The sequence below is a fragment of the Rhizobium sp. RCC_161_2 genome (assembly GCF_041355235.1).
Classification (GTDB): domain Bacteria; phylum Pseudomonadota; class Alphaproteobacteria; order Rhizobiales; family Rhizobiaceae; genus Rhizobium.
The window spans coordinates 63,572-88,914 of sequence record NZ_JBFUPL010000005.1; the positions used below are offsets into that span (position 1 = coordinate 63,572).

The 25,343-nt window shown below is 60.3% G+C and carries 26 protein-coding genes and 1 tRNA gene; 13 read left to right on the forward strand and 14 right to left on the reverse strand.

The window, feature by feature from the left end; genetic code table 11:
- Positions 1-329: 329 nt before the first annotated feature.
- Positions 330-866, forward strand: a complete 537-nt coding sequence (locus AB6803_RS14730; RefSeq protein ID WP_007695572.1) for a GcrA family cell cycle regulator — start codon at positions 330-332, stop codon at positions 864-866.
- Positions 867-953: 87 nt separating this feature from the next.
- On the opposite strand, the gene phoB is transcribed toward AB6803_RS14730, so the two are convergent.
- The 7 genes from phoB to phoR form a co-directional block, all read right to left on the reverse strand.
- On the reverse strand, positions 954-1,637 hold the full coding sequence (gene phoB / locus AB6803_RS14735) for a phosphate regulon transcriptional regulator PhoB (RefSeq protein WP_120662906.1): 684 nt from the start codon (positions 1,635-1,637) through the stop codon (positions 954-956).
- Positions 1,638-1,668: 31 nt separating this feature from the next.
- Positions 1,669-2,382: a phosphate signaling complex protein PhoU gene (gene phoU, locus AB6803_RS14740; protein WP_371109583.1), complete on the reverse strand. Its 714-nt coding sequence runs from the start codon at positions 2,380-2,382 to the stop codon at positions 1,669-1,671.
- Positions 2,383-2,433: 51 nt separating this feature from the next.
- Entirely contained in the window at positions 2,434-3,249 is an 816-nt protein-coding gene (gene pstB, locus AB6803_RS14745) for a phosphate ABC transporter ATP-binding protein PstB (protein ID WP_371109584.1), read from the reverse strand.
- A gap of 13 nt (positions 3,250-3,262) precedes the next feature.
- Positions 3,263-4,597 (reverse strand): phosphate ABC transporter permease PstA, encoded by a 1,335-nt coding sequence (pstA, locus tag AB6803_RS14750; RefSeq protein WP_371109585.1) that lies wholly within the window; start codon positions 4,595-4,597, stop codon positions 3,263-3,265.
- On the reverse strand, positions 4,594-6,075 hold the full coding sequence (gene pstC / locus AB6803_RS14755; RefSeq protein WP_371109586.1) for a phosphate ABC transporter permease subunit PstC: 1,482 nt from the start codon (positions 6,073-6,075) through the stop codon (positions 4,594-4,596). The genes pstA and pstC overlap by 4 nt, the downstream gene beginning before the upstream one ends.
- Before the next feature lie 71 nt (positions 6,076-6,146).
- Positions 6,147-7,181 (reverse strand): substrate-binding domain-containing protein, encoded by a 1,035-nt coding sequence (locus AB6803_RS14760; RefSeq protein ID WP_371109587.1) that lies wholly within the window; start codon positions 7,179-7,181, stop codon positions 6,147-6,149.
- 188 nt (positions 7,182-7,369) lie between these two features.
- The gene (phoR, locus tag AB6803_RS14765) at positions 7,370-8,626 is read right to left on the reverse strand and encodes a phosphate regulon sensor histidine kinase PhoR (protein ID WP_371109947.1); all 1,257 of its coding nucleotides are present in this window, start codon (positions 8,624-8,626) and stop codon (positions 7,370-7,372) included.
- 246 nt (positions 8,627-8,872) lie between these two features.
- Here phoR and ppk2 point away from each other — a divergent pair, with 246 nt between their 5' ends.
- Entirely contained in the window at positions 8,873-9,754 is an 882-nt protein-coding gene (gene ppk2 / locus AB6803_RS14770) for a polyphosphate kinase 2 (RefSeq protein WP_371109588.1), read from the forward strand.
- A 19-nt stretch (positions 9,755-9,773) separates the two neighbouring features.
- Here the strand turns inward: ppk2 and AB6803_RS14775 are convergent, their stop codons facing one another.
- A complete protein-coding gene (locus AB6803_RS14775) occupies positions 9,774-11,006 on the reverse strand; it encodes a hypothetical protein (protein WP_371109589.1) in 1,233 nt (410 codons plus the stop codon).
- 299 nt (positions 11,007-11,305) lie between these two features.
- Here AB6803_RS14775 and AB6803_RS14780 point away from each other — a divergent pair, with 299 nt between their 5' ends.
- The 3 genes from AB6803_RS14780 (at position 11,306) to AB6803_RS14790 (ending at position 12,936) form a co-directional block, all read left to right on the forward strand.
- Positions 11,306-11,617 (forward strand): hypothetical protein, encoded by a 312-nt coding sequence (locus AB6803_RS14780; protein WP_371109590.1) that lies wholly within the window; start codon positions 11,306-11,308, stop codon positions 11,615-11,617.
- Positions 11,618-11,763: 146 nt separating this feature from the next.
- Complete coding sequence (locus tag AB6803_RS14785; RefSeq protein ID WP_371109591.1) at positions 11,764-12,723, forward strand: NAD(P)H-dependent flavin oxidoreductase; 960 nt, start codon at positions 11,764-11,766, stop codon at positions 12,721-12,723.
- Between the two features lie 137 nt (positions 12,724-12,860).
- Positions 12,861-12,936: transfer RNA gene (locus AB6803_RS14790), tRNA-Thr, on the forward strand.
- A 98-nt stretch (positions 12,937-13,034) separates the two neighbouring features.
- Here AB6803_RS14790 and AB6803_RS14795 read toward each other — a convergent pair.
- Positions 13,035-14,108, reverse strand: a complete 1,074-nt coding sequence (locus AB6803_RS14795) for a RelA/SpoT domain-containing protein (RefSeq protein ID WP_371109592.1) — start codon at positions 14,106-14,108, stop codon at positions 13,035-13,037.
- A gap of 439 nt (positions 14,109-14,547) precedes the next feature.
- On the opposite strand from AB6803_RS14795, the gene AB6803_RS14800 reads away from it, so the two are divergent.
- Positions 14,548-14,847 carry a putative quinol monooxygenase gene (locus AB6803_RS14800; protein WP_034520190.1) on the forward strand — a complete coding sequence of 100 codons (300 nt, stop codon included), beginning with the start codon at positions 14,548-14,550 and terminating at the stop codon, positions 14,845-14,847.
- A 99-nt stretch (positions 14,848-14,946) separates the two neighbouring features.
- On the opposite strand, the gene AB6803_RS14805 is transcribed toward AB6803_RS14800, so the two are convergent.
- Positions 14,947-15,216, reverse strand: coding sequence for a hypothetical protein (locus tag AB6803_RS14805; RefSeq protein WP_371109593.1), 270 nt, complete (start codon positions 15,214-15,216; stop codon positions 14,947-14,949).
- Positions 15,217-15,373: 157 nt separating this feature from the next.
- Here AB6803_RS14805 and AB6803_RS14810 point away from each other — a divergent pair, with 157 nt between their 5' ends.
- The gene (locus tag AB6803_RS14810) at positions 15,374-15,667 is read left to right on the forward strand and encodes a hypothetical protein (protein WP_371109594.1); all 294 of its coding nucleotides are present in this window, start codon (positions 15,374-15,376) and stop codon (positions 15,665-15,667) included.
- On the opposite strand, the gene AB6803_RS14815 is transcribed toward AB6803_RS14810, so the two are convergent.
- Positions 15,660-16,877 (reverse strand): LysR family transcriptional regulator, encoded by a 1,218-nt coding sequence (locus AB6803_RS14815; RefSeq protein WP_371109595.1) that lies wholly within the window; start codon positions 16,875-16,877, stop codon positions 15,660-15,662. The genes AB6803_RS14810 and AB6803_RS14815 overlap by 8 nt on opposite strands.
- 436 nt (positions 16,878-17,313) lie before the next feature.
- On the opposite strand from AB6803_RS14815, the gene AB6803_RS14820 reads away from it, so the two are divergent.
- The 4 genes from AB6803_RS14820 to AB6803_RS14835 all read left to right on the forward strand — a co-directional run bounded on the left by AB6803_RS14820 (position 17,314) and on the right by AB6803_RS14835 (position 21,208).
- Positions 17,314-18,222, forward strand: coding sequence for an ABC transporter substrate-binding protein (locus tag AB6803_RS14820; protein WP_371109596.1), 909 nt, complete (start codon positions 17,314-17,316; stop codon positions 18,220-18,222).
- Between the two features lie 129 nt (positions 18,223-18,351).
- Entirely contained in the window at positions 18,352-19,518 is a 1,167-nt protein-coding gene (locus AB6803_RS14825; protein ID WP_371109597.1) for an ABC transporter permease, read from the forward strand.
- Positions 19,515-20,462, forward strand: a complete 948-nt coding sequence (locus tag AB6803_RS14830) for an ABC transporter ATP-binding protein (protein WP_371109598.1) — start codon at positions 19,515-19,517, stop codon at positions 20,460-20,462. Before AB6803_RS14825 ends, AB6803_RS14830 begins: the two co-directional genes overlap by 4 nt.
- Complete coding sequence (locus tag AB6803_RS14835) at positions 20,459-21,208, forward strand: ABC transporter permease (RefSeq protein WP_371109599.1); 750 nt, start codon at positions 20,459-20,461, stop codon at positions 21,206-21,208. The genes AB6803_RS14830 and AB6803_RS14835 overlap by 4 nt, the downstream gene beginning before the upstream one ends.
- A 49-nt stretch (positions 21,209-21,257) precedes the next feature.
- On the opposite strand, the gene AB6803_RS14840 is transcribed toward AB6803_RS14835, so the two are convergent.
- Entirely contained in the window at positions 21,258-21,662 is a 405-nt protein-coding gene (locus tag AB6803_RS14840; protein WP_371109600.1) for a hypothetical protein, read from the reverse strand.
- 111 nt (positions 21,663-21,773) lie between these two features.
- The gene (locus AB6803_RS14845; RefSeq protein ID WP_371109601.1) at positions 21,774-22,157 is read right to left on the reverse strand and encodes a YciI family protein; all 384 of its coding nucleotides are present in this window, start codon (positions 22,155-22,157) and stop codon (positions 21,774-21,776) included.
- Between the two features lie 209 nt (positions 22,158-22,366).
- Here AB6803_RS14845 and AB6803_RS14850 point away from each other — a divergent pair, with 209 nt between their 5' ends.
- On the forward strand, positions 22,367-22,762 hold the full coding sequence (locus tag AB6803_RS14850) for a VOC family protein (RefSeq protein ID WP_371109602.1): 396 nt from the start codon (positions 22,367-22,369) through the stop codon (positions 22,760-22,762).
- A 59-nt stretch (positions 22,763-22,821) separates the two neighbouring features.
- Here the strand turns inward: AB6803_RS14850 and AB6803_RS14855 are convergent, their stop codons facing one another.
- A complete protein-coding gene (locus AB6803_RS14855; protein ID WP_371109603.1) occupies positions 22,822-23,217 on the reverse strand; it encodes a PRC-barrel domain-containing protein in 396 nt (131 codons plus the stop codon).
- A gap of 350 nt (positions 23,218-23,567) precedes the next feature.
- On the opposite strand from AB6803_RS14855, the gene AB6803_RS14860 reads away from it, so the two are divergent.
- Positions 23,568-25,265 (forward strand): long-chain fatty acid--CoA ligase, encoded by a 1,698-nt coding sequence (locus AB6803_RS14860; protein WP_371109604.1) that lies wholly within the window; start codon positions 23,568-23,570, stop codon positions 25,263-25,265.
- The last annotated feature ends 78 nt before the right edge of the window (positions 25,266-25,343 follow it).

Consider the following 25,343-nt stretch of genomic DNA (forward strand, 5'->3'; position numbering starts at 1 on the left):
CTATTGATGTTTTGCACCGCAATGTCAACAAAACAGGCGATTTAGCAGGCGCGGCAGAGCACCTCTGAACGAGAGGTATGCCTTCAATTGCTAATATTGCAAAAATGCCACGCCTAGACAAGCAAGTTGGGGAAAACCCCGAAATCGATTCCCCAGGAATCATGCGACTCTTGTCACGGAGTCAGCCTCACACTAGGTTAAATCTCAATTACTAGACTGCATGCGGCGGGAACTAGTCACCACAATTTTTTAAGCGTTTCGGGCCTCGACCCCATCTGAGGCAATGGTGAAGGATTCTGCCATCGGAAACGCGACAGCGGAGACAGGGCATGAATTGGACAGACGAACGCGTCGAGAAGCTGAAGAAGCTGTGGTCCGAGGGTTTGAGCGCGAGCCAGATCGCGGCGCAGCTTGGTGGCGTCAGTCGTAACGCCGTCATCGGCAAGGTACATCGCTTGAGCCTGCCGGGCCGAGCGAAGGCCGGTGGCACGGCGACGGCGGCCCGAGCGCAGAAGCGCAACACTTCGGCGCCACGCGCACCGAACTACGCCTCGCGCGTTGCAACCCGCACGGTTACCCGTCAGCAGGGCGCAACGATGCTCAAGGAAGAAGTCGAGATCGATACGGTCAACGAGATCGAATATCGTCCGGCAGCCAATGTGGTCGTTCCGATTTCGCGACGCCTCGGCCTGACGGAACTCACCGAACGTACCTGCAAGTGGCCGGTCGGCGATCCTCTGAAGGATGATTTCCACTTCTGCGGTAATGACAGCCCGGATGCATCGCCCTATTGCGGCTACCATCAGCGCCTGGCCTATCAGCCGGTGCATGAGCGCCGGCGGCCGGCGGCTCAGCCACGCGGCTGAGATGCGCCATAGCTGAAGAAAAGAAACGGGCCGAAAGGCCCGTTTTCTGTTTCCGCCGCTATGTTGGGTGACTGACCGGTTTCCCGCTCAGGCCTCCATGGAATAACCCGCGCCGCGAACGGTGCGGATGACATCCTGCATATTGGAGAAGTTCAGCGCCTTGCGCAGACGTCCGACATGGACATCGACAGTGCGTTCGTCGACATAGATGTCATGCCCCCAGACACCGTCGAGGAGTTGCGATCGCGAGAAGACACGGCTCGGCGAGGACATCAGGAACTCCAGCAGGCGGAATTCGGTCGGCCCCAGCCGCACTTCGCGGCTCTTGCGGTGAACGCGATGGGTCTCGCGGTCCAGTTCGATATCGCCACAGCGCAGCACCGTGGAGAGAACCTCCGGACGGGCACGGCGCAGCATCGCCTTGACGCGGGCCATCAGTTCCGGCGTCGAGAACGGCTTGACGACATAATCGTCCGCACCGGTGGAAAGGCCGCGCACGCGCTCGCTTTCCTCGCCGCGGGCGGTGAGCATGATGATCGGCAGGCGCTCCGTCTCCGGCCGCATGCGCAGCCGGCGGCAGAGCTCGATGCCGGACACGCCGGGGAGCATCCAGTCAAGGATCAGAAGATCGGGAATGCGCTCCTGGAGGCGAAGCTCGGCTTCGTCGCCTCTCAGGATCGTGTCGACCTCGAAGCCTTCGGCCTCGAGATTATAGCGCAGCAGAACGCTGAGCGCTTCTTCGTCTTCTACAACAGCAACTCTCGGAACCATACGTCTCTGGTCTCCTTCTTTGGCGTCTGGATTATTCCGTCACCGCACCGACGGTGTTGGCGGTATCGTCTTTCGGGCGCTCGCCTTCGGGCTGGCTGCCGGTTGCCATGTAATAGATCGTCTCAGCGATGTTGGTGGCATGGTCGCCGATACGCTCGATGTTCTTGGCACAGAAGAGAAGATGCGTGCAGGTAGTGATATTGCGCGGATCTTCCATCATGTAGGTCAGCATCTCGCGGAAGAGCGAGGTGTACATCGCGTCGATTTCCTCGTCGCGCTCACGGATCGACACGGCCTTGTCGGGCGAACGGGTCGTGTAGACGTCGAGCACTTCCTTGAGCTGGCTAAGCGCCAGTTCGGAGAGATGTTCGATGCCACGGGCAAGTTTCCGTGGAACGCCGGTGCCCTGGACGGCGATGACGCGCTTGGCGGTGTTCTTGCCGAGGTCGCCGACACGCTCCAGATCGGAGGCGATGCGGATCGAGCCCATGATTTCGCGAAGGTCGGCGGCCATCGGCTGACGGCGAGCGATGGTGACGATCGCCTTATCGCCGACTTCGCGCTCGGCATGGTCGAGAACGACGTCGTCGGAGATGACCTTCTGAGCCAGAGCCGCGTCGCTGTTGACGAGCGCGCGTACGCTATCGCTGACCATCTGCTCGGCCAGGCCGCCCATTTCGGCAATGCGGCGCGTCAGGAACTTCAGGTCTTCGTCATAGGCTGAGAGAATGTGAGTGGAGACCATTTTTCTATCCTCAAGGTGAACTGTGTGAAAGGAGCCGCGCGCCTGCCATCATCAACCAAAACGGCCCATGATGTAATCCTGCGTGCGGAAATCGTCGGGATTGGTGAACATCTTATCGGTATCGTTCTCCTCGACCAAATGGCCGAGGTGAAACATTGCGGTGCGCTGCGAGACGCGGGCCGCCTGCTGCATGGAATGCGTCACGATGACGATCGTGAAATTTTCCCTGATCTCGTGAATCAGTTCCTCGACCTTAGCCGTGGCGATGGGATCGAGCGCCGAGCACGGCTCGTCCATGAGAATGACCTCCGGGCTGACGGCAACGGCGCGGGCAATGCAGAGACGCTGCTGCTGGCCGCCGGACAGGCTGGTGCCGGCTTCCTGCAATCGATCCTTGACCTCGCCCCAGAGGCCGGCCTTCTGCAGGCTGGTTTCGACGATATGGTCGAGATCGGACTTGGAGCGGTGCAGCCCGTGAATACGCGGGCCGTAGGCCACGTTCTCATAGATCGACTTCGGGAAGGGATTGGGCTTCTGGAACACCATGCCGACGCGGGCGCGCAATTCCACGACATCGATGGCGGTGTCATAGACATCCTGATCGTCGAGCGTGATCTTGCCGGTGACGCGGCAGGTGTCGATCGTGTCGTTCATGCGGTTGAGGCAGCGCAGGAAGGTGGACTTGCCGCAACCGGAAGGGCCGATCAGCGCGGTGACCGTATTGGCACGGATGTTCAGGTCGACACCGAACAGGGCGCGCTTGTCGCCGTAATAGACCGAGACGTCCTGGCCGATCATCTTGTAGGGGATCGTCGTCATCTTCCTGGCCAATGCCTTCTCGCTTGCGGCTTCCGTCATCACGTTCATCTCGTCTCCCCCTCTACCAACGCCGCTCGAAGCGACGACGCAGCAGGATGGCCCCGATGTTCATTGCAACAAGGAAGAAGAGCAGAACGATAATGGCCCCGGAGGTTCGCTCGACAAAGGCGCGCTCGGCTTCGCTCGCCCACATGTAGATCTGCACCGGCAGCGCGGTCGCGGGATCGAGCGGCGATGTTGGATAATTGGCGACGAAGGCGACCATGCCGATCAACAGCAACGGCGCGGTTTCGCCAAGCGCATGCGCAAGCCCAAGGATCGTACCGGTCAGGATGCCCGGCATGGCGAGCGGCAGGACATGGTGGAACACAACCTGCATGCGAGAGGCGCCTAGACCGAGGGCGGCGCTGCGGATCGACGGCGGCACGGCGCGCAGTGCCGAGCGCGTGGCGATGATGATCATCGGCAGCGTCATCAGGCTCAGCACCAGCCCGCCGACCAGCGAGGCCGAACGCGGCAGGCCCATGACATTGATGAAGACAGAGAGGCCGAGGAGACCATAGACGATCGACGGCACGGCGGCGAGATTGTTGATGTTCACCTCGATCAGGTCCGTCAATCGGTTCTTGGGCGCGAATTCCTCAAGATAGATCGAAGCGGCGACGCCGACCGGCAATGCCAGCACCAGCACGGTCAGCATCAGATAGAGCGAGCCGATCAGCGCAACGCCGAGGCCGGCCGCTTCCGGACGACTGGAATTGCCCGACAGGAACAGGCCGCTATTGAATGCCTTGTGGAGCGCGCCGCTGGCGGCAAGCTGCTTCATCCAGCCGAGCTGTCGGTCGGAGACCTTGCGATCCGCTTCATTCGCCGTCAGGTCGATCTGCCCCTTGTTGGCGGAATCGATATTGGCGTCGGCGAGGAAGGTGATCTTCACCGTTTTCCCGATGATGGCGGGATCGGCCATGACCTTGTTGCGCAGCACGATGCGCGAGCTGTCCGATACCATCGCCATCGCCTCACGCACGAGTGTGCGATTGGCGGGATCAATGCCGAGCGCCTTCACCAGAGCGTCGCGGACGAGAAGCGGATAGTTGGCCGCGATCAGCACCTTCGGATCGCCGATGCGACTGCCGGCGGGGTCGATCACCTTCTCGTTGAACTCGATCGGCAGCGTGATCGAGGTCTGCACGAAGGCGGTATAGCCATGACGCACCACCGACGAGACCAGGGCGATGAGGAAGACAAGGCCGAAGATGACGGCGGCGATGCCATAGGCGCGGAACCGGCGCTCGGCGGCGTAGCGGCGCTTGATGCCGATATCGCGCCGCGCCGGCGCGCCGGGCGTCAGCCCGCGCGGAATCGGCGGCTTTGCGGAGGATACGACATCGCTCATTCGTATTGCTCCCTATAGCGACGAACGATGTAGAGCGCGTAGACGTTGAGGCAGAGCGTCAGGCAGAAGAGCGTGATGCCGAGCGCGAAGGCGACCAAGGTCTGTGGCGAGGTGAATTCTAGATCGCCGGTCAACTGGTTGACGATCTTCACGGTGACCGTCGTCATCGGCTCGAAGGGATCGAACTGCATGCGGGCGGCGACGCCGGCGGCGAGCACGACGATCATCGTCTCGCCGAGCGCGCGGGAAGCGGCCATCAACAGCGCGCCGACGATGCCCGGAAGGGCTGCCGGCAGCAGGACACGCTTGACCGTTTCCGAGCGTGTCGCGCCGAGGCCGAGCGAGCCGTCGCGCAGCGAGCGCGGCACCGCCATGATGATGTCGTCCGAGAGGGAGGACACGTAGGGGATCAGCATGACGCCCATGACAAAGCCTGCGGTCAGAACGCTCTGCGCCTGGATGAAGCTTGCATAACTGCCTGTCAGCAGGCCGTTGATGTCGGCGGAGATGTCGCGCAGGAAAGGTCCGACGGTGACGAGTGCGAAGAAGCCGTAAACGATGGTCGGTATGCCGGCCAGCACTTCGAGCATCGGCTTGGCGATGGAGCGCACCTGGGCCGAGGCATACTCTGCCATGTAGATAGCGGCAAACAATCCGACGGGAGCCGCGACCAGCATGGCGACCAGGCCGATGTAAAGCGTGCCGGCCAGAAGCGGGATGAGGCCGAAAGTGCCAGACGTTTGCGCGCCGGCGCCGGTGAAGCGCGGATTCCAGACGGTGCCGAAGAAAAACTCAGCCGCCGGAACCATGTTGAAGAAACGAGCCGCCTCCGACAGCATCGAGGCGGCGATGCCGAGCGTCGTCAGGACGGCAATCGACGAGGCGACAATCAGGCCGCCGAGAATAACCTGCTCCACCCGGTTGCGGGCGCGAAAACGCGGCGCGATAGCACGCAGGCCATAGATGGCGCAGAGAACGGACAGGACGATGGCCGCGGCCGACATGACGACGCGGCTTACATGGCGCATGCCGTTATATTTGTTCGCGGCGTCGATCATGTAGCCGGTCGGCCGAACCGCGAGCGGCACACCCTTCTGCGCCAGCATCCGCTGAAGATCGGCCGAGCCGGCGGCGACGGTGGCAAGTTCCTGATTGTCGAGCAGACGCATGCCGTGGGCGATGCTGCGCACCGTGCCGTAACTGAGATTGAGCTCGGCTTCCGGCAAGGTCTTCACCTCATCGGGAAAGGATTTGACCACGAACTCGTCGATCACCTGCGGGCTGATGACAAGCCAGGCGCAGATCAGCGCCAGCGCCGGCAAGACGGCCCAAATGGCCGCATAGGCACCGTGATAGCCGAGCCGCGAATGCATGGCCGAGGATCTGCCGCCCGACAGCGCAGCCGCTCTCGTCCGCCCCAGCACGAAGGCGGAGGCGCCGATGATCGACAGACACAACAGCAGCAGTGACACACTCATTCCCATTCCTTGGCCCATTCCCCGGCAAGCGCCGGCGCGGGTGACCGCATCGGCGCTCAGTCTCTATGCACTCACATGATCTTCCCGTCGGAGAAGTCCTTGCGGATCTGGTCGCGCTCGGCATCCGGCGCCGGCACCAAGCCATATTCGGCCAAGGGGCTGTCCGGTCCGATCATCTGATCGCTGGTAAAGAAGTCGACATATTCCTTCAGGCCCGGAATGACGCCGAGATGCGCCTTCTTGACGTAGAAGAACAGCGGCCGCGACACCGGATAGGTGCCGTCGGCAATGGTCTGGCCCGACGGCACGATGCCGCTTACGGTCGCGACCTTCAGCTTGTCGGCATTGTTCTGATAGAAATACAGGCCGAAGACGCCGACGCCGTGTTTGTTGGCATTGATGCGCGCGAGGGTCTCGGGATAGTCGCCGTCGATATCGACTGCGACACCATCCTTGCGGACCGCGACGCATGTCTCGGCCTGCTTGTTGGCACCGGATACCTTGGCCTTGATGACGTCGAGCGCGCCGGACTCCTTGCAGCCGGCGGCGAGCACCTTCTCCTCGAAGACCTCGCGCGTGCCGTGTTTTTCGCCCGGAATATAGGCGGCGATTTCGAAATCCGGCAGGGCCGGATTAATCTCGGACCACTTCTTGTAGGGATTGGGCACCAGCTTGCCGTTGACGACGACTTCGGCGGCGAGCGCCTTGTAGAGGTCGGTGGGCACGAATTTCATGTCGGGATTGCTCTTGTCGAAGGCGAAGACGATGCCGTCATAGCCGATCTTGACCTGCTGGATGTCGGCAACGCCGGCTGCCTTGCAGGCGTCGACTTCGCTGCCCTTGATCGGGCGCGAGGAATTGGCGATGTCGATGGAGTCGGGACCGACGCCCTTACAGAATTCCTTCAGGCCGGCGCCGGAACCACCGGATTCGACCACGGGCGTCTTGTAGTTGGCAAAGGTCTCGCCGAAGGTCTCGGCAACGATCTTGGCATAGGGGAATACGGTGGAGGAACCGGAAATCTGAATCTGATCGCGGGCCGTGGCGACCCCGGCGAAGGCGACCGAAGCAACCAACGCAACGATAGACAGTTTCAACGCATTCATGGTGCATCCTCCCTGACGGACTTTGAAGAGCGCGACGGCGAACGGGAACGTCCGCCTGTTTCAGCATCCCTTTTTTAGCTGTCAAAGCACCGCCCTTTTATGTCAGGCGGGTGAAACAATTATGACAGTGTAATCCCTTGAAATTCATGGGTTATACTCTGCGCAAAATTGTCGATTCAGAGAGGCTTTCAGAAGCGGACGGTAAAGTCCGTTCCTTTTCCGACTTCTGACTTGACGATCAGCCGCGCACGGTGGCGGGTGAGAATGTGCTTGACGATGGCAAGCCCGAGACCAGTGCCTTTTTTCGAGCGGCTGTCCTCGACATTGACGCGATAGAAGCGCTCGGTCAGGCGCGGCACATGTTCGGCCGGGATGCCCGGCCCCCTGTCGGAGATGATGACTTCGACGGCCTGAGCCGGCTCGTTCAAGAGCGAAACCTCGACCACCTTGCCTTCCTGACCGTATTTGCAGGCGTTCTCGATCAGGTTTTCGAAGACCTGCACCAGTTCGTCGCGATCGCCCAGCACCTCTACCTTGCCGGGGGGCAGATGCAGGTTGATGGTGACGTCGAGATCGCCGGCGAGCGGCAGCAGCGCATCGCGAACATGGCCGAGCAGCGGCACGAGATCGACCTTCTGGTCCGGCGCGATATGGGATTTCAGTTCCAGCCGCGACAGCGACAGGAGATCGTCGACCAGCCGGCTCATGCGCGTCGTCTGATCGAACATAATGCCGAGGAAGCGCTGCTGCGCCTTCAGATCCGCCTTGGCCGGACCCTGGATGGTCTCGATGAAACCGCGCAGTGAGGCCAGCGGCGTGCGCAGCTCGTGGCTGGCATTGGCGACGAAGTCGGAACGCATGCGGTCGATGTGACGGAGTTCCGAAATATCACGGAACGACAACACGAAGAATACGCCGGGCTCGATCTCGGTCTCCGGCAGATCGATCGGGGCGATGCGGACGACATAGACGCGTTCGGACGGCAGCCGCTCGGAATGTTCGATCTGGTTCGGTGCATTGGTGGTGATCGTCTCGCGCACCATGTCGAGCACACCGGGAGAGCGCAGCTTGGCGGAGATATGGGCGTTGAGCGGAAAGGCGCCGAATGCCTTTTCGGCGGCGGGATTCTGCGCCACGACGGAAGCCTCGCGGTCGATGATCAGCACCGGCATGTCGAGCGCGGCAAGGCCGGCGGAGACCGTGCCCAGCAGTGCGGCCGGATCGGCCGGCGCCGGCGCGACGGGCGATTGCGGCTCAACCTTCTCGACCAGCGGCGGACGGGTCACCGCCACGATCACGGCAATCATCCAGATCCAAAAGACGACGGCGGTGTTGATGCCCTCGATCAGCGCCAGAATGGCGATCAGCGTCGCCAGAATCAGGATGGCGGTCTCCTGCCGCAACCGTGCCCCCAGCTTCCTGAGGAATGCCCATTCGTCTTGCAAGCGCACCCGTCCCTTCGTCTGCCATCGCCAAACCCAAGACTCCTCGTCTTAGTGGGGATTCATGACAGAAGTTTACGGCTCTATCCACAGAAGCCGTCAGCTTACGATAATAAATGTAGCCGGCGAAGGAGGGTATATGCAAAAGGCTTGAAAATACTGGATAAATGCCCCACCTTCACCGCGAGGTTTTTTTGCCGCACCGGCAAATACGGCTTTGATATCGCCAATCGCGGAGGAGCGAAGCGCATGGCAGAGGAAGTGGAAAGCCGCGCGGTGGAACTGGACATCCACGGCAAGACGCGCATCTTCGATGTCGATGACCCCATCCTACCAGCCTGGATCGAAGACGAGGCGCTTGCCTCCGACGGCTATCCCTACAAGAAGAAGCTGAAGGACGAGGAATACCTGGCAGAGCTCGAAAAGCTGCAGATAGAGCTCATCAAGGTGCAATTCTGGCTGCAGGCGACCGGCAAGCGGGTGATGGCGCTGTTCGAAGGGCGCGATGCCGCCGGCAAGGGTGGCTCGATCGCCGCCACCTCGGCGCATATGAACCCTCGCCTTGCGCGCGTCGTGGCGCTGACCAAGCCGACCGACCGCGAGGCAGGGCAATGGTATTTCCAGCGCTACGTTGCCCAATTTCCGACGGCGGGCGAGTTCGTCCTGTTCGACCGCTCCTGGTACAACCGCGCTGGGGTCGAGCCGGTCATGGGCTTCTGCACGCCGAAGCAATACGAGCAGTTCCTGAAGCAGGCGCCGCGGATGGAGAGGCTGATCGTTCAGGACGGCATCCTCTTCTTCAAATTCTATCTCGATATCGGCCGGGAAATGCAGCTCAAGCGCTTTCACGACCGACGCCACGACCCGCGCGCGGTCTGGAAGCTTTCTTCCATGGACATCGCGGCCCTGACGAAATGGAAGGACTACAGCGAAAAGCGCGACCGCATGCTGAAAGACACGCATACGGACTATGCGCCCTGGACGGTCATCCGCGCCAACGACAAGCGCCGCGCCCGCCTCAACCTCATCCGTCATCTGCTGCTGACGCTCGACTATGACGGCAAGGACCTAAAGGCGATCGGCGAGGTCGACGGCAAAATCCTCGGCTCTGGCGCGCAGGTCCTGAAATAGAGAATCCCGGCCCTAGGCGCTATTGTCCGGGAAGGACGCGGATTGCGTAGACGTTGACGCCGCGTGCCTTGCCGTCGAGATCGCTGTTGATGATCAGATGGCCTGATGCGGTGGGCGCCAGCGACCGATCATAGCGAACCTGGAACAGGGCATCGGTCTTCTGCCGGGTGACGTTGAAGCGATGACGCCCGCAGGTGCCGAGCGAACCGAAATTGCATTCGACGGTGATTTGTGTCGGCGTGTCGGACGTCGATTGCAGCGTCAGCGCCACGGTCGATGACTTGCCGGCCAATTGCTGCAGCACGCTGGCCGGCACTTCGACGGAGACGTCGCCGTCCGAACCATTGCTCGCGGAGGTCAGCCGCACCGCCGGGCCTTCATTTTCCGAGACGTTCTCGGCCTTGGCCTGCGTACCGCTGACGACCTTCGCCGCGTCAGTCGGCTTCAAGACCTCGATCCATTCCTCGGAGAAGCTGTTTTGCGGATCGATCACCGCCAGACCCGGATTGACGGGGCCGCTATTGTCATCATCGTTCGACGCGGTGTCGTCGCCGCTGCCGTCGAAATCCTGGGAATCGACATGCGCCGGCGGATTGGGGACGCTCGTGTCGCGCTGCGCCGCCGTCATGAACACACCCGAGGTCTTGACCCACCAGGCGCCGACGCCGAGGCAAGCGAGGAGAATGCAGAACACCAGCAGGCGCGAGAAGAACTTGCGCGGCTTGCGGCGCACGGCGGCGCGCTCCGGCTTGAAATTCATCGACCGTGTCGCCGTCGGCGCGGGTGCTGCCTGCCGCACGTCGCTATCGGCGCCGAGATGATCGGCGGGGCTGGCGCCCATATCGCCAAAATCGCCTTCCGGCGCGCGTGGTTGAGAGGCAACAGGGGTCGGCGCAGCGACCGGATGGTGGTCGCGCGTGTCGCCACGCACGCTCATCGCAGGCTCCTGTTCCTGCTGCATCGACTGCTGGGCTTGCTGCGGCGTCGTCACTGAGGGGATATGGGGTGCTTCCGGCTCGATCGGCGCCGGCGTCTCCGGCTGTCGGATACGCTCTTCGCCCTCGATCGCCCGGATCGTTTCTTCCAGGCGCTGACGCTGGCCCGAGACGATATTGATGTCGGTAATGTCCTGCTTGCGAAGCCCGGCTTCCAGCGCCTGTCGCGCCGACTGATAGACACGGGCCCGAATTTCCGGATTGGCGCGATCGGATCGCTCCAAGGCGTTTCTGATAGCCGCTTCTAATCCGCTCACTTCAGGTCCTTTACTCTCACTCGCGATACGCCCGCATACTCTACTGGCAAGACGACCATTCTCTTTACCATTGGCTAACCAGAATCGGTAACGCCCCGCTTGGCAATGTGCAAGCCTCTCTGAATCACCCACGGACACTCCGGCGGGGATAAATGGCAAAGACGACACAAATGGGGTGGCCAAACAGGCACATCGGGTTGGATCACCATCACGTACGAACGGCAGACTATTGCGGGGAACTCTCTCGACATAAACGATTTCCCGATGATAGCCTCCGGCCCTTGAGGGAGTGCAAAAGAATGAGCGACCAAAAGACCCGAGAAAGCCGATCTCCACCGAGAGACAAGCTCCTTTCCTATGAACGTGATGGACGGGATGCGTACGGGGAAAACAACAAATCCAAGCGTAAAGCCATCCCGCGATTCAAAGCTCAATCCAATAGGCAAGGCCGACACGGTTCCAATATCGTAGTCGCTCAAATGAGCGGCGACGAAACGGTTGATGAGGAAGCCGATCTTCTCGAAGCGGATAGGAAAGCTAGACGTCCGGCCAAGAGAAAGATTCCGGACATGGCGTTGGGTAATTACCTCAAGCGGAAAAAGAAAACCTGAAGGCTACCATGCCGAAGGAAGATTCGGATGGCTTGGCTATGAGACCGGCCGCCGATTGAACCTCCATGGGGACCCCATCTTTCCCTCCAAACAGACATCTGTTATCTCTTTGACGTTTTCGTAAACGTCAAAGATGGATGATGTTCATGGCTCTTCCTGCAATCTTGACCGAGCGCCTGCGGCTGCCGGTCGTGGCTTCACCCCTCTTCATCATCTCGCATCCGGCTTTGACGCTGGCGCAGTGCAAGGCCGGTGTCGTCGGCGCGTTTCCGGCGTTGAACGCGAGGCCGGAGAGCCAGCTCGACGAATGGCTGGCGATGATCACCGAGGATCTCGCCGCCCATGACGCCGCCCATCCGGAGCGGCCATCCGCGCCTTTCGCGGTCAACCAGATCGTTCATACGTCGAACAAGCGGCTGGAGCACGATCTGATGCTCTGCGTGAAGTACAAGGTGCCGATCGTCATCTCGTCGCTTGGTGCCGTGCCGGAGGTCAACGCGGCGGTGCATTCCTATGGCGGCATCGTGCTGCATGACATCATCAACAACCGCCACGCCAATTCGGCGATCCGCAAGGGCGCGGACGGGCTGATCGCGGTGGCGGCGGGCGCCGGCGGCCATGCCGGCCAGCTCTCGCCCTTCGCGCTCGTTCAGGAAATCCGTGAATGGTTCGACGGGCCGCTGCTGCTCGCCGGCGCCATCGCCAATGGCGGCGCGATCCTGGCGGCGCAGGCGATGGGCGCCGACATGGCTTATATCGGCTCGCCCTTCATCGCGACCGAGGAGGCGCGCGCAGCGGACGCCTACAAGCAGGCGATCGTCGAGGGGGCCGCCGCCGACATCGTCTATTCCAATTTCTTCACCGGCATACACGGCAATTACCTCAAGCCCTCGATCCTCGCTGCCGGCATGGACCCGGACAACCTGCCCGAGGCCGATCCCTCGAAAATGGATTTCGAAACGGCAACGACCGGCGCCAAGGCCTGGAAGGATATCTGGGGCTCCGGCCAGGGCATCGGCGCCGTCAAGGCCGTCGAACCGGTGGCAGCCCTCGTCGACCGGCTGGAGGCCGAATACCGCCAGGCACGCGCCCGGCTGGCGCTCTGAGATCATCGCAAATGCGGCCGGCTTTTCACAGGCCAGCCGCTTTTTTGCCAATTGGCAATTTGAACGCTTGAAATCTCGTCGCATTGACTGTATCAGCGCCATGCAAATCGCGGGGCCGAACCGAACGCCCCTTGAATGCCGCTTTAGCTCAGGTGGTAGAGCACATCATTCGTAATGATGGGGTCGCAGGTTCGAGTCCTGCAAGCGGCACCATTTGTTTTAAAACGACTAAAAGACGGACCTGTACACAAGCAAAACCGATTACCGTCTGCCATGGAAACCAGCAAGTATCTGGTGAAACTCAGTAATCCCTAGACCCTATGCTCAGGCAGATATTCATTCACAGCCTGAATGAACTTTGTCGTATCAGCAAAATAATTAGGGTAGGCGCGACGTAAGGCAGCCACCGAATCGACCTTCACCAGAACTGCTTGAGCCCCAGGCTTTTCGGCCAATCGTTTTTCCATTTCGGTGTATTGCTGGTTTGCGGTGATTGAGTCTCTCGTGAGAAACCCTTTGGCGGCGATACGTTTTTCTTCAGGCTCAAGGGAGAGCAGAAAGAACTTCGCGTCTTTAGTTGTATGTCGCTCGAGTGCCCGCAACATATTCTGATATGTGTTAAGGACTTCTCTGACGTTTAGCTGCCTAGCCAGCTCTTTGAACTCCTCATCCCGCACGCGCGTATCGCCCGGGACACCAGGAACGTCTGCTCCACCCTCTTTTCCGGCTATTACCGAGCTTGCAAGCGCAAAGAACCGAAGCCAATTAGCGTCCCCTTCGCTAGACTTCAGCGCTTGCTTTGTAAAAATACCCACGGTTTCAACCGCTGTTGCCCATGCATGCTGAAGAACAGAACGAATCTGTATCTCCTGCTTGAGACCGTCGTAGTGTGTCGTTCGGCCACCTCCTTGATAGCGATAGATGAAGTGCATACTCCTGTAGCCATCCGGTTTGGGGTTGGCGATATAGTCGTTTATTTTTGCCAATTCATGTGTAAGACGGCGTTCCTCATAGACGCCTGCGAGTTTGTAAACTTGGTCACAGTTCTGTAATATCGCTCGCAGTCCGCCGATATCCTGCATCTGCGATAGTTTCATATCTTCGTGTTTGACTAGCTTCTTTGTTATGGAATCCAGCCGCTTGATCCTCGTTGCGAAAATGCAATGTCGATCGAGTTTACGCGCTCGTTTTCGAAGGGTAGCTTGGAATGTGTTGAGCGGATATCCGTGGGATGCTCGCCAATTGTTCACAACGGATAAGGCATCCATATATGTATCAAGATCTTTGAGCGATCTACCTGATCCAGCCCAGCCTTCCGGATTCAGCAAAGCCCTGCCTGCCTGATTAATCTGTTCTCTTGAATATTGCGGTGTGGCCCAAACCATATTGCGGCGCTCTCTAGCCTTCTGGTAGATCGCTCAGATAAAATCCGCGATCGACGAGTATTTTCGCGCAGCTTAATACAATCTACAATATAATGTAATCTCTCACTTTTTGCCACGTACATAACAAGCAAGTTGCCGACACTTTGGCCGCCGAACTGTCTCCTTTTGATCCTCGCAGTTTTTACACGTACCCAGTAATCTTGGTATACTCCGTCTAATCCGTGGACCCATTCATTGGGAACGCCTCGTTAGTAAGATGCCGAAGCACCGTGTTATTTTATCCATCAAACGTTCCCGAGACAAAAGCCATGCCCGCGCAAAAGTAAGGCTAAGCGTTCGGCTCCTTGCCGATTCATGATATTCATCAAACCCGGCCGCTGAATCGGCCCCATCTGGTACTCTCACACCAGCATCACCCAATTCATCCAAGGGAAACACCATGATCCACGTTCTCGCCATCCTCACCGCCAAGCCCGGCAAGCGCGCCGAAGTGCTCGAAGCCTTTCAGGCGAATGTTCCGGCCGTGCATGCCGAAGACGGCTGCATCGAGTATACCGCGGTGGTGGATGTCGAGGGTGCCGATCCGGCTTTTGGGCCGGATACTTTCGTCGTCGTTGAAAAATGGGAAAGCCTGGCGGCGCTGAAGGCGCATGCGGCTGCGGCGCATATGGCTGCCTATGGCGAGAAGGTGAAGGATCTGATGGCCGCGCGCGCGGTGCATGTGTTGAACCCGGCCTGATCGCCGATCTCAGCGAACAATCGCACCTCAACGGCGCCCTCCGGCGTCGTTTTTCATAGCATGCTTCCCGCTCGCTGCGCCGGCGATCCGCCCGCGCAATCAATCCCACGGGTCGTCGTAGCGATCGCGCCAATAGTGGCGGTGCCAACGACGGTATTCCCAGTCATCGCCGCGCCAATAGCGGTCGCGGTAATAATAGCGATGACCATAGCTCGGGCCGACATAGACGCCGAAGAAACCGGGCGCGACCATCACGCTGGGGCCGTGGCGATGATGCCAGTGATGATAATGGCGGCGATGCGCGTCGGCATTGGTCACCGGCAGAGCGAGGATACCCAGCGCCAGCAGCGCTGTTGCGATAATCCTCATGACACGTCTCCTCAAACGCAATCCGCCAGGCCGGCGACACCGCGCCGGCCCGAGGATTGCATCATTTCCCGCATGAAAGCGGATAGAGAAATAACGTTTAAGAAGAAGGTATAGTTCCAGATGGCAGCGTCACTCAGCTATGCGAGAAATGCGGCCTATGGTGATGCATCGGCCGGTGATGACGCCAGGTATCGCCATGATGATGGCCATGGCGCATCTCCGTTACATGATGCCGATGGTGATGGTGATAATCGCGGGCTTCGGCGTAGGTTGCGGGCAAAGCGACAATGCCCAGCGCGACGAGAGCTGCTGCCAGGATTTTCATTTTCCGTCTCCTTGGGTGCCGGAACAAACCTCCGGCTGGGATGAGATCACTCTTGCGTGCGTCCTAACGAACGCAGCATCGGATAACGCGATTGCACCCCATTGGTTCCAGATCGCCTTTAAATAGAGACGTCCTTATCGGCCTCCGTCTTGCCCACCAATTCCCGTACCGCTTGCCGGATCAGCCGGCAGGCATCGACCGACGCCTTTCGGCCGTTATGGGCGAGGTGATAGGACAGCGGCAGCACCTCGTCCGGATCGACGATACGGACCTTGTCGGCGATCGGCATGGCGCTGACACGGCCGAGGAAGGACACGTAGCCATGGTTGGCGACGAGATCGACGATGACGGGCAGCGAGTCGGCCGAGGTGATGTCGCGGCCGCGAAAGCGGCGGCGGTCGCCACCGTCAAAGCCGAAGGCCATGGCCGCGTTGCCGATGCCAGTGCGCGGGCTCGGCACGCAGAGCGGATGGCTTTCAACCAGCGCCGTCACCGTCTGCTCCGTGCTGTCGGGCGGCGCGATCGCCACCATGTCGGTCGTCAGCAACTCCATGTGATCGAAGGCGTCGAGGCCGAAGACGGAATCGACGATGGCGACGTCGATGCGGCCGGACCTCAGCGCCTCGCGCAGGTCGTCGGCGGTCATCAGCATCAGGGACAGCATGTTGCGATTGCCGCTGCTGTTCCAGCGCGCAACGAGGCTGGCAAGCGAGCGGGCCACCCAGCTCTCCGAGCCGGTCGGAATGATCGAGCCGATGCGAACGGCGCGGGCGACCCGCTGGAACCGCTCGTCCGAGGTCGCCTTCATCTCGTCCCAGGCCTCGGCAATGCCGGCGAGAATGGCATGGACCTCGTGGCCCGCTTCCGTCAGCATCGAGCCCTGCGCCTGCCGCTCGAACAGACGGCAGCCGAACAGATCCTCGAGATTGGCGATTTGCAGCGAAAGCTGCGGCTGACCGAGACGCAGGCGGCGGGCAGCGCGATTGATGCTGCCCTGATCGGCGACTTCGAGGAAACGCTCGATGGTGGCGATCTTCAGCGACAGGCGGGCGGCCCATTGGGCATAATCCTGCGGTGCCGGCGGTTCCTTCGTCAGGACCGACAGCGCCCGCATGCCGGCAAGGATCGGCTGCAGCCCCTTCTTCACCTTCGCGCTGGCGAGCAAGGTGGCAAGCTCCCCGGAGGCTCGCTCGACAAGCTTCATCGCCAGATCCGTCTCCAGCCGCCGGAGCGCCCCCGATACGGTCGAGGCCGAAAGGGACAATCGGCGAGCGGTCTCCCGGACCGAGCCGATCGAGAAAACCGTGTCGGCGATGAACAATGCTCCGAGATACAAGCTCGCGCTCCTTTCAGATCGGCCCCATGCGCCCGGCCAAGACGGCGCGACGATATGATGTGTTCTTGAAAAAAGATATCCCAAAGCCATGGGGCAGCGGCTATCGTCGGCGAGTCGCCTAACCGGTCCCACAATCAAAAGGAGATCGGAACAGCGTCAAACGGGTAAGGGGAACAAAAACAAACGCGCTTACCCCCGAAAAAAGAAATCAATTTTCGCGCTTATGCCGGGCACCCTCGTCATAATCGCGCCGCGACTGCAGGTGGAGGACTGGTGTGGCATCGATTTTTCGATGGCGAGCGCTATTTCCCCAACGCAGATAGGACTTCGCCTGCGGGTTCTTCGGCCCGCAGCTACAAATTGCGTGTCCGAGACCGGCCCTGAGACCGAGCGGATGCGCGCAATAATGGTTCAACGGGGTACAAAGGGAAGCATCATGTTCAAGAAGCTCGCACTCGCCGCCACGCTCGCGGCACTCCTTACCAGCGGCGCCAGCGCCGCAGACGTCGTGGTCTCGTCGAAGATCGACACGGAAGGCACGCTGCTCGGCAACATCATCCTGGCGGCGCTCAATGCCAATGGCATCAAGGCGCAGGACCGCATCGCGCTCGGCACCACGCCGGTCGTGCGCAAGGCGATCACCGCCGGCGAGATCGATATCTATGCCGAATATACCGGCAATGCCGGCTTCTTCTTTAACAAGGCCGACGATGCCGCCTGGAAAGACCTGCAAAAGGGCTACGATCTCGCCAAGAAGCTGGACTATGATTCCAACAAGATCGTCTGGCTGACGCCCTCGCCCGCCAACAACACCTGGGCGATTGCCGTTCGCAACGACGTTGCCGGCCCGGCCAAGCTCAAGACCATGTCCGATTTCGGCAAGTGGGTTGCCGGCGGCGGTCCCGTCAAGCTTGCGGCCTCCTCCGAGTTCGTCAACTCGCCAGCCGCCCTGCCAGCCTTCCAGACGACCTATAGCTTCCAGATCAAGCCCGACCAGGAAGTCGTGCTCTCCGGCGGCGACACGGCGGCGACGATCAAGGCTGCGGCCGACCAGACCAACGGCGTCAACACCGCCATGGTCTACGGCACCGACGGCGCCATCGAAGCGGCTGAACTGACGGTTCTCGAAGACGACAAGAGCGTGCAGCCGGTCTACGCCCCGACGCCGATCGTCCGCGAAGCCGTGTTGAAGGCCAATCCGAAGATCGAGGAGGTTCTCGCCCCGATCTTCAAGGGTCTGACCGCCGACGTGCTGCGCAAGCTGAACGGCCGCATCCAGGTAGATGGCGAGCCGGCCAAGGCCGTTGCCGAATCCTACCTCAAGGATGGTGGCTTCCTGAAGTAAGAGCTTACGGAGACTACCCAGGCGGCTCCGCTTTGATAGAGTGGAGCCGCAGGGATATTGAATGGGCATGATCTTATCCAAAAACCGCTTCACACTTTTTGGGATCATGCCCCCGACGGAGCTTGCCTGATGGAAGATGCGCTCGCGGCCCGCAGGGTGGACCGTCTCGGAGTGGTGCTGGTGGCCGCTGGGGCGCTGGCCGCGACCTTGATGCCGTTCATCATCGTCAAGGCAAACCGCATCGCCGCCGGCAAGCCGCAATTGCTGATACAGCTCCTCGCCCAGCCGTCAGCATTGGCGCTTCTGGCCCTTCTCGTCGCCACTTCCCTTGCCGCCCTCTTCCTACACAACCAGCTTGCCCGCCTCGGCATTGCCACGCTGACCATCGCCTTCCTCATCGTCGCGCTCGGCCTCGTCTCGACGGCGGCGACGCCCGCCGGCAGCACCGTGGCGCGCATCACGCCGGGCGGCGCCTTCTGGGTGCTGCTCGCCTTCATCGGTCTGGTGATCTCGGATGCGCTGGTGAAGCTGCGGCTGTCGCCATGGCTCCGCGTCGGGTCGCTTGCCCTCTATGCGGTGATCCTCGGCATCATCTTCAAATCCGGACTGCTCGACAATCTGTCGATCATGAAGGAATACGCCAACAATGCCGACAAGTTCTGGAATGAGGGGCTGGGCCATGTCTTCCTGGCGCTCGGCTCGGTCGCTATCGCCATCCTGCTCTCCCTACCGCTTGGGATCTTCTGCTATTGGCAGCCGAAACTTCGCGCCGTCGTGCTGCGAGCTCTAAGCCTCGTGCAAACCATTCCCAGCCTGGCGCTGTTCGGCATTCTGATGCTGCCGCTCGGCTATATCGCCGCCCATGTCCCCTTTGCCGCCGCGATCGGTATCAAGGGCATCGGCACCGCGCCGGCGCTGGTGGCGCTGGTGATCTATTCGCTGCTGCCGATCGTCGCCAATACCGTCGTCGGGCTTGCCGGCGTCGATCCCTCGGTGCGCGACGCCGCCGCCGGCATGGGGCTGACACGTCGCCAGATTCTCACCCGTATCGACCTGCCGCTCGCCTTTCCTGTCATCCTCACCGGCATCCGCATCGTGCTGGTGCAGGCGATCGGTCTCGTCACCGTCGCGGCCCTGATCGGCGGCGGCGGTTTCGGCATCTTCATCTTCCAGGGCATCGGCCAGACGGCCAATGACCTCGTGCTGCTCGGCGCCGTGCCGACGGTCTTTCTCGCCTTCTCATCGGCCGTCATCCTCGATGCGGTCATCGACAGCATCCGGGGAAAACGCGCATGACCGCCATGATCGAGCTTAAGGGCGTGACCAAGCGCTACGGCAACGCCACCGTGGTCGACAATATCAGCATGAGCATGGAGAAGGGCACGATAACCGTCATCGTCGGCACCTCCGGCTCCGGCAAATCGACGCTGATGCGAATGATCAATCGGCTGGTGCCGATCTCGGACGGCCATATCTCCGTCGGCGGCCAGGATGTGATGGACGTGCCCGCGACCGAGCTTCGCCGCCGTATAGGCTACGCCATTCAGGGCCATGGGCTATTTCCGCATCGCACGGTGGCGCAGAATATCGCCACCGTCCCCGAGCTGCTCGGTTGGGACAGGGCTCGGATCAACCGCCGCGTCGAGGAGCTGCTCAATCTCTTCCATCTCGATCCCGGCACGTTTGCGGCCAAATATCCGAGCCAACTCTCCGGCGGCCAGCAACAGCGCGTCGGCGTTGCCCGCGCGCTTGCCGCCGAACCGGAACTGCTGCTGATGGACGAACCTTTCGGCGCGCTCGATCCGGTGATCCGCGGCAAGGCGCAGGACGATCTGCTGGCGATCCAGAAGCAATTCGGCACGACCGTTATCCTCGTCACCCACGACATGGACGAAGCCTTCCATCTCGGCGACCAGATCGCGGTCATGAGCAACGGCAAGCTTTTGCAATGTTCGGAGCCGGAAAAAATCCTGACGGAGCCGGCCGATCCCTTCGTGCAGCAATTGACCGGCACCTCCGACCGGGCACTGAAGCTGATGTCGCTGCTGCCGCTGAAAGGAAGCATGCAGCCGCCACGGCCGGGCCTCGGCTATAGCCTGCCGCAAACACTCAACCTGCGTGACGCGCTGGCCGAGATGATCTGGCAAGGGGCCGACGAGGCGGCGGTCGAGGACGACAGCAAGGTGCCGGTCGGTTCGATCTCAATGCAGCATCTGATCGAGCTGGGTCGCAAGGCATGAGGTTTCTCGCCGCCAACCTCTTCCGCCTTCTGGCGCTGGCGCTGCTTCTGGTGCTGCTGTTCCGGCCGGAATGGCTGATCCCGATCCTGGCGCCGCTCACCAAATTCGGCGCGTCGCCGATCTACACGCAGAACAGCCTGCCGTCCCTCGCCCTCAGCCATATGGAGCTGATCCTGATCTCGATTGCGGCCAGCGGCATCCTCGCCGTGCTCGGCGGCATCTTCGTCACCCGCAAAAGCGGCGCCGACTTCCTGCCGCTGTCGCGGGCGATCGCCAATGCCGGCCAGACCTTCCCGCCGGTCGCCGTGCTGGCGCTCGCCATCTCCACCACTGGCTTCGGCGCCATGCCGACGCTGATCGCGCTTTTTCTCTACGCGTTGCTGCCGATCTTCGAAAACACGGTCGCCGGCCTGCAGCAGGTGCCCGCCACCGTGCTCGACGCCGCCGACGGCATGGGCATGAACGGTTGGCAGCGGCTGTTCCGCGTCGAGCTGCCGCTCGCCCTGCCACTGATCATCGAGGGATTGAAGATCGCCACCGTCATCAATATCGGTACGGCAACCATCGGCTCGACCGTCGCCGCCAAGGGGCTGGGAGAAGTCATCATCGCCGGCCTCATCAACGACAACACCGCCTTCATCCTGCAAGGCGGCCTGATCGTCGGGCTAATGGCGGTGCTGATTTATGACGGCATGGAATTGATCGAGCATACCGTGACGCGGAAGATCGGCGTGCAGGAGCAGTGACGTCGGAGGAAAGCGTCGGCGGACATGCAATGTCCGGCAAGAACAGCCATCATTGGAAGATTTTTGTGAGTGTCGTTTTCGGATGAACCGGCTGCAGATCATGGAGTAGCAAGGCAGCGGACTCAAATAGAACCTCGACCATTACGTCATTGAAGGAAATCATCCAGAATCTCGGTTTGAGAACCCTCCAGCGTAAGATTTCTTCCGCGTTGATTATTTCATTAAATGACCATGGGCGGACCGGATATCTGCATTGCCCCAAGCCTTCAACGTTCATGGGCTTTACTTGGAATTCGAAGACGTCTCCGAATTTGACCACAGCGTTGCCGCCTCCACCACGCGGCGAAATCTGATAGCAGAGAAATACATCCTCACCGTCGAAGAAGATGGCGGGATTCGCGACGTCTCCGACTTCAGGAAACTTTTCGCGAGGCTCCTCAACAATCGCCGCCATTACCGAAAATCTCCGGGCAGGTTAACTCAACACATCGTATGAGATTCAATCATAAGAAGCAAACCAAAATCAGCTCGCGTAATAATCTACAATTGACTTGTCTTGGCGGGGTTAACCGCCCTCTCCCGAACTCAGCGGCGCTCCGGGCAGATAAAGCGAGATCGGCCTGATTTCATAGACGGCGGTCGGATTGACGCTGCGCAAATCGCGCGCCGCCGCGACCGCGGCATCGAGCGTTGGAAAATCAACCACGTAGAATCCGAGCAGCTGTTCCTTGGTTTCGGCAAATGGGCCATCGATCACCATTCCCGCTCCCTTCCCCCGCAAGGTTACGGCATCTCGGGTCGAACCGAGACGGGCGGCCGGTCCGAGCGACTTCTCCGCCACCAGTCGGTCATTGATCTCAAACAGTTCGGTCATGAGTGCCGCATCCTCCTCCTTGCTCCAGGATTGGACAACGCCTTCTTCATGATAGGCCAGGATCGCGTAGTACATGGATTTCCTCCCCCCCAAGAACTTCCGTCGGCCCCCGCTGGTCGGGCCGGTTGCCAAGATACCCGGAAGTCTACGCAGATGGATCGAGATTCAGAAGCCCTGAAGTTTCGTTTCGAATGACGATATACGATGGGCTCACCGCTTGCCATGGCCGACGACGGGTGGCATTGGCTTTTGGTGCGATATCCAGATGATCCATGGAGGTGCCAATGGCCAAGATGATCCATTCGATGATCCGTGTTCTCGACGAGGCGCGCTCTGTCGATTTCTACGGCAGGGCCTTCGGGCTCGAGGTTGCCGACCGCATCGTCTTCCCGACGTTCACGCTGATCTATCTCAGCAACGCCGAGACCGGCTTCGAGCTAGAGCTGACGGTCAATCAAGGCCGGGTCGAACCCTACCCGCTTGGCGAGGGCTACGGCCATCTCGCCGTTTCCGTCGAAGAGCTCGGGGACGAACATGCCCGGTTTTCCTCGCTCGGGCTGAATCCCGGCAAGATCACCGAACTCAATCGCGATGGAAAACTCTTTGGCCTGTTCTTCTTCGTCACCGACCCCGATGGTTACAAGATCGAAGTGGTGCAAAGGCACGGGCGATTTCAATAGGGCCAGACAAGCCAAAAACCCGCGCAAGCAGGGCTTGTCCGGGTTCACTATCTCGATGCCTACATCCAGTAGGGCGGCACGCCGAAATAGTCGTGGCTCTTATGGCCGTTGTCCTTATGGGCGAGGATGTCGTCCTTGCCCAGGAAACGGCAGGCTTTTTCAACGTCGCTCTTGGTCATGTTGATGCGATAGCCATCAATGCGAGCATCGAAGCGCAGCTTTTCCCACGGCAGCCGGTAGTGTTCCTGACCGATGCCGAAAAAACCGCCGAAGCTCAGGATGATGAAAGCGATCCGACCATCGCTTTTTTCCAGCATCAGGCGCTCGATATGACCGATCTGCTTGCCATCCGAACCGAACACTTTGGACCCCTCGACCCGGTCGCAGGCGACCAGCATCGACATATCCTTGACATAGAGGTCACGGGTCATCGTATCGGCACTCTCTTTATGCATGCGCGCACCTCCCTTTGGATACGCTTCACATACGCTGGAGCGTCCGATCACCGCCGTTTTCGTGAAGGCGGCATGATGCTCCGGTGGGTTTTCGCCCACGGCCCATTAACGCGCTCTTCCCGCAAAAGTTCCAGTCCTTTTTTCAAAATTGCAAAAAAAGGATTAACGTCTCGCGATTGTTGACGTTTACGTCAAAGTTAGTATAACTTTTGCCCTAGCTCTCAGCCTATGGATGAGAGGAAGGCCGTGACGGTGCGAAAAGCGGGAGACTTTTCAGCCGGACAGTGACACGCTAGAAAACCGCCGTTCACCGACGGTGGGACGTTGGATGCGTCAGGGAGGAAGTACGCATGAATTCAGTTTCCGCTCCTTCGGATGGACCGGTGGTCAACAAGATTTGGCTCACCTCCTATCCCGACATGGTGCCGGCCGATTTGCCGCCGCTGGAGCATGCTTCACTCGCCGAACTTCTGGAGGAAAGCTGCGCGCGCTATGCCGATCGCCCCGTTTTCACCAGCATGGGCAAGTCGATCACCTATCGAGAACTCGACATCCAAACGCGCAAGATTGGTGCCTGGCTGCAGAACCTCGGCCTGCAAAAGGGCGATCGCGTCGCAGTCATGATGCCGAACGTGCTGCAGAACCCAATCGCCGTCTACGGCATCCTCCGTGCCGGCTTCGTCGTCGTCAACGTCAACCCGCTCTACACGCCGCGCGAACTCGAACACCAGTTGCGCGATTGCGGCGCCAAGGCGATCTTCGTCCTGGAAAATTTTGCGCATACGGTCGAGCAGGTGCTGACGCATACGGATGTCCGCCACGTCGTCGTCACCGCACTCGGCGACATGCTGGGGCTGAAGGGCCATATCGTCAATTTCATCGTGCGCAAGGTGAAGAAGCTGGTACCGGCCTGGTCCATCCCCGGCCATCATAGCTTTGCCGCCGTGCTTGCCGAAGGCGCACGACTGTCGCTGAAGCCGGCCGAACTCACGCACAGCGATATCGCCTTCCTGCAATATACCGGCGGCACCACCGGCGTGGCCAAGGGCGCAATCCTGACGCACGCCAATCTGCTCGCCAACCAGCTGCAATTGCAGCTCTGGCTGGCCACTGCCTACACCACCAAAAAACGGCCCGAACAGCTGAACTTCGTCTGTGCGCTGCCGCTCTACCATATCTTCGCGCTGACGGTGAATTCGCTGATGGGCGTGTCGATCGGCGCGCATAATTTGCTGATCGCCAATCCGCGCGACATTCCGGCCTTCATCAAGGAACTCGGCAAATACAAGTTCGACATGTTCCCCGGCCTCAATACGCTGTTCAACGCGCTGATGAACAATCCGGAATTCTCCAAACTCGACCTGTCGCAGACCGGGACGCTTGCGGGCGGGATGGCGGTGCAGCGCCCCGTGGCCGAACGCTGGCAGAAGATGACGGGCGCCTGGATCACTGAAGGCTACGGCCTTTCGGAGACCTCGCCGGTCGCCAGCGCCAACCGCTTCGACAGTTCGGACTTCACCGGCACGATCGGCCTGCCGCTCAGCGGCACCGATTTCGACATTCGCGACGAGAATGGCAATTCCCTGCCGCTCGGCGAGGTCGGCGAAATCTGCATCCGCGGGCCGCAGGTCATGGCCGGCTATTGGAAGCAGCCGGCGGAAACCGCCAGGGTGATGACGCCGGACGGCTTTTTCCGTAGCGGTGACATGGGCTTCATGAATGAACGCGGCTATACCAAGATCGTCGACCGCAAGAAGGACATGATCCTGGTTTCAGGCTTCAACGTCTATCCGAACGAGATCGAGGAAGTCGCCGCCATGCATCCGGGCATTCTGGAAGCAGCGGCGGTCGGCGTGCCGGACGAGCATTCCGGCGAGGCCGTGAAGCTCTTCGTCGTCAAGAAGGATCCGGCTTTGACCGAGGCCGACGTAAAAGCCCATTGCGCCGCCAACCTCACCAACTACAAACGGCCGCGCTTCATCGAATTCCGCACCGAACTGCCGAAATCGAATGTCGGCAAGATCCTGCGCAAGGAGTTGCGTGGCTGACATAATTCCATGTCATTTCGAAAGCCGCTCGCCTTCATCCGCGAGCGGCTTTTTTCGTTTTGCCGGATAGGTGAACTT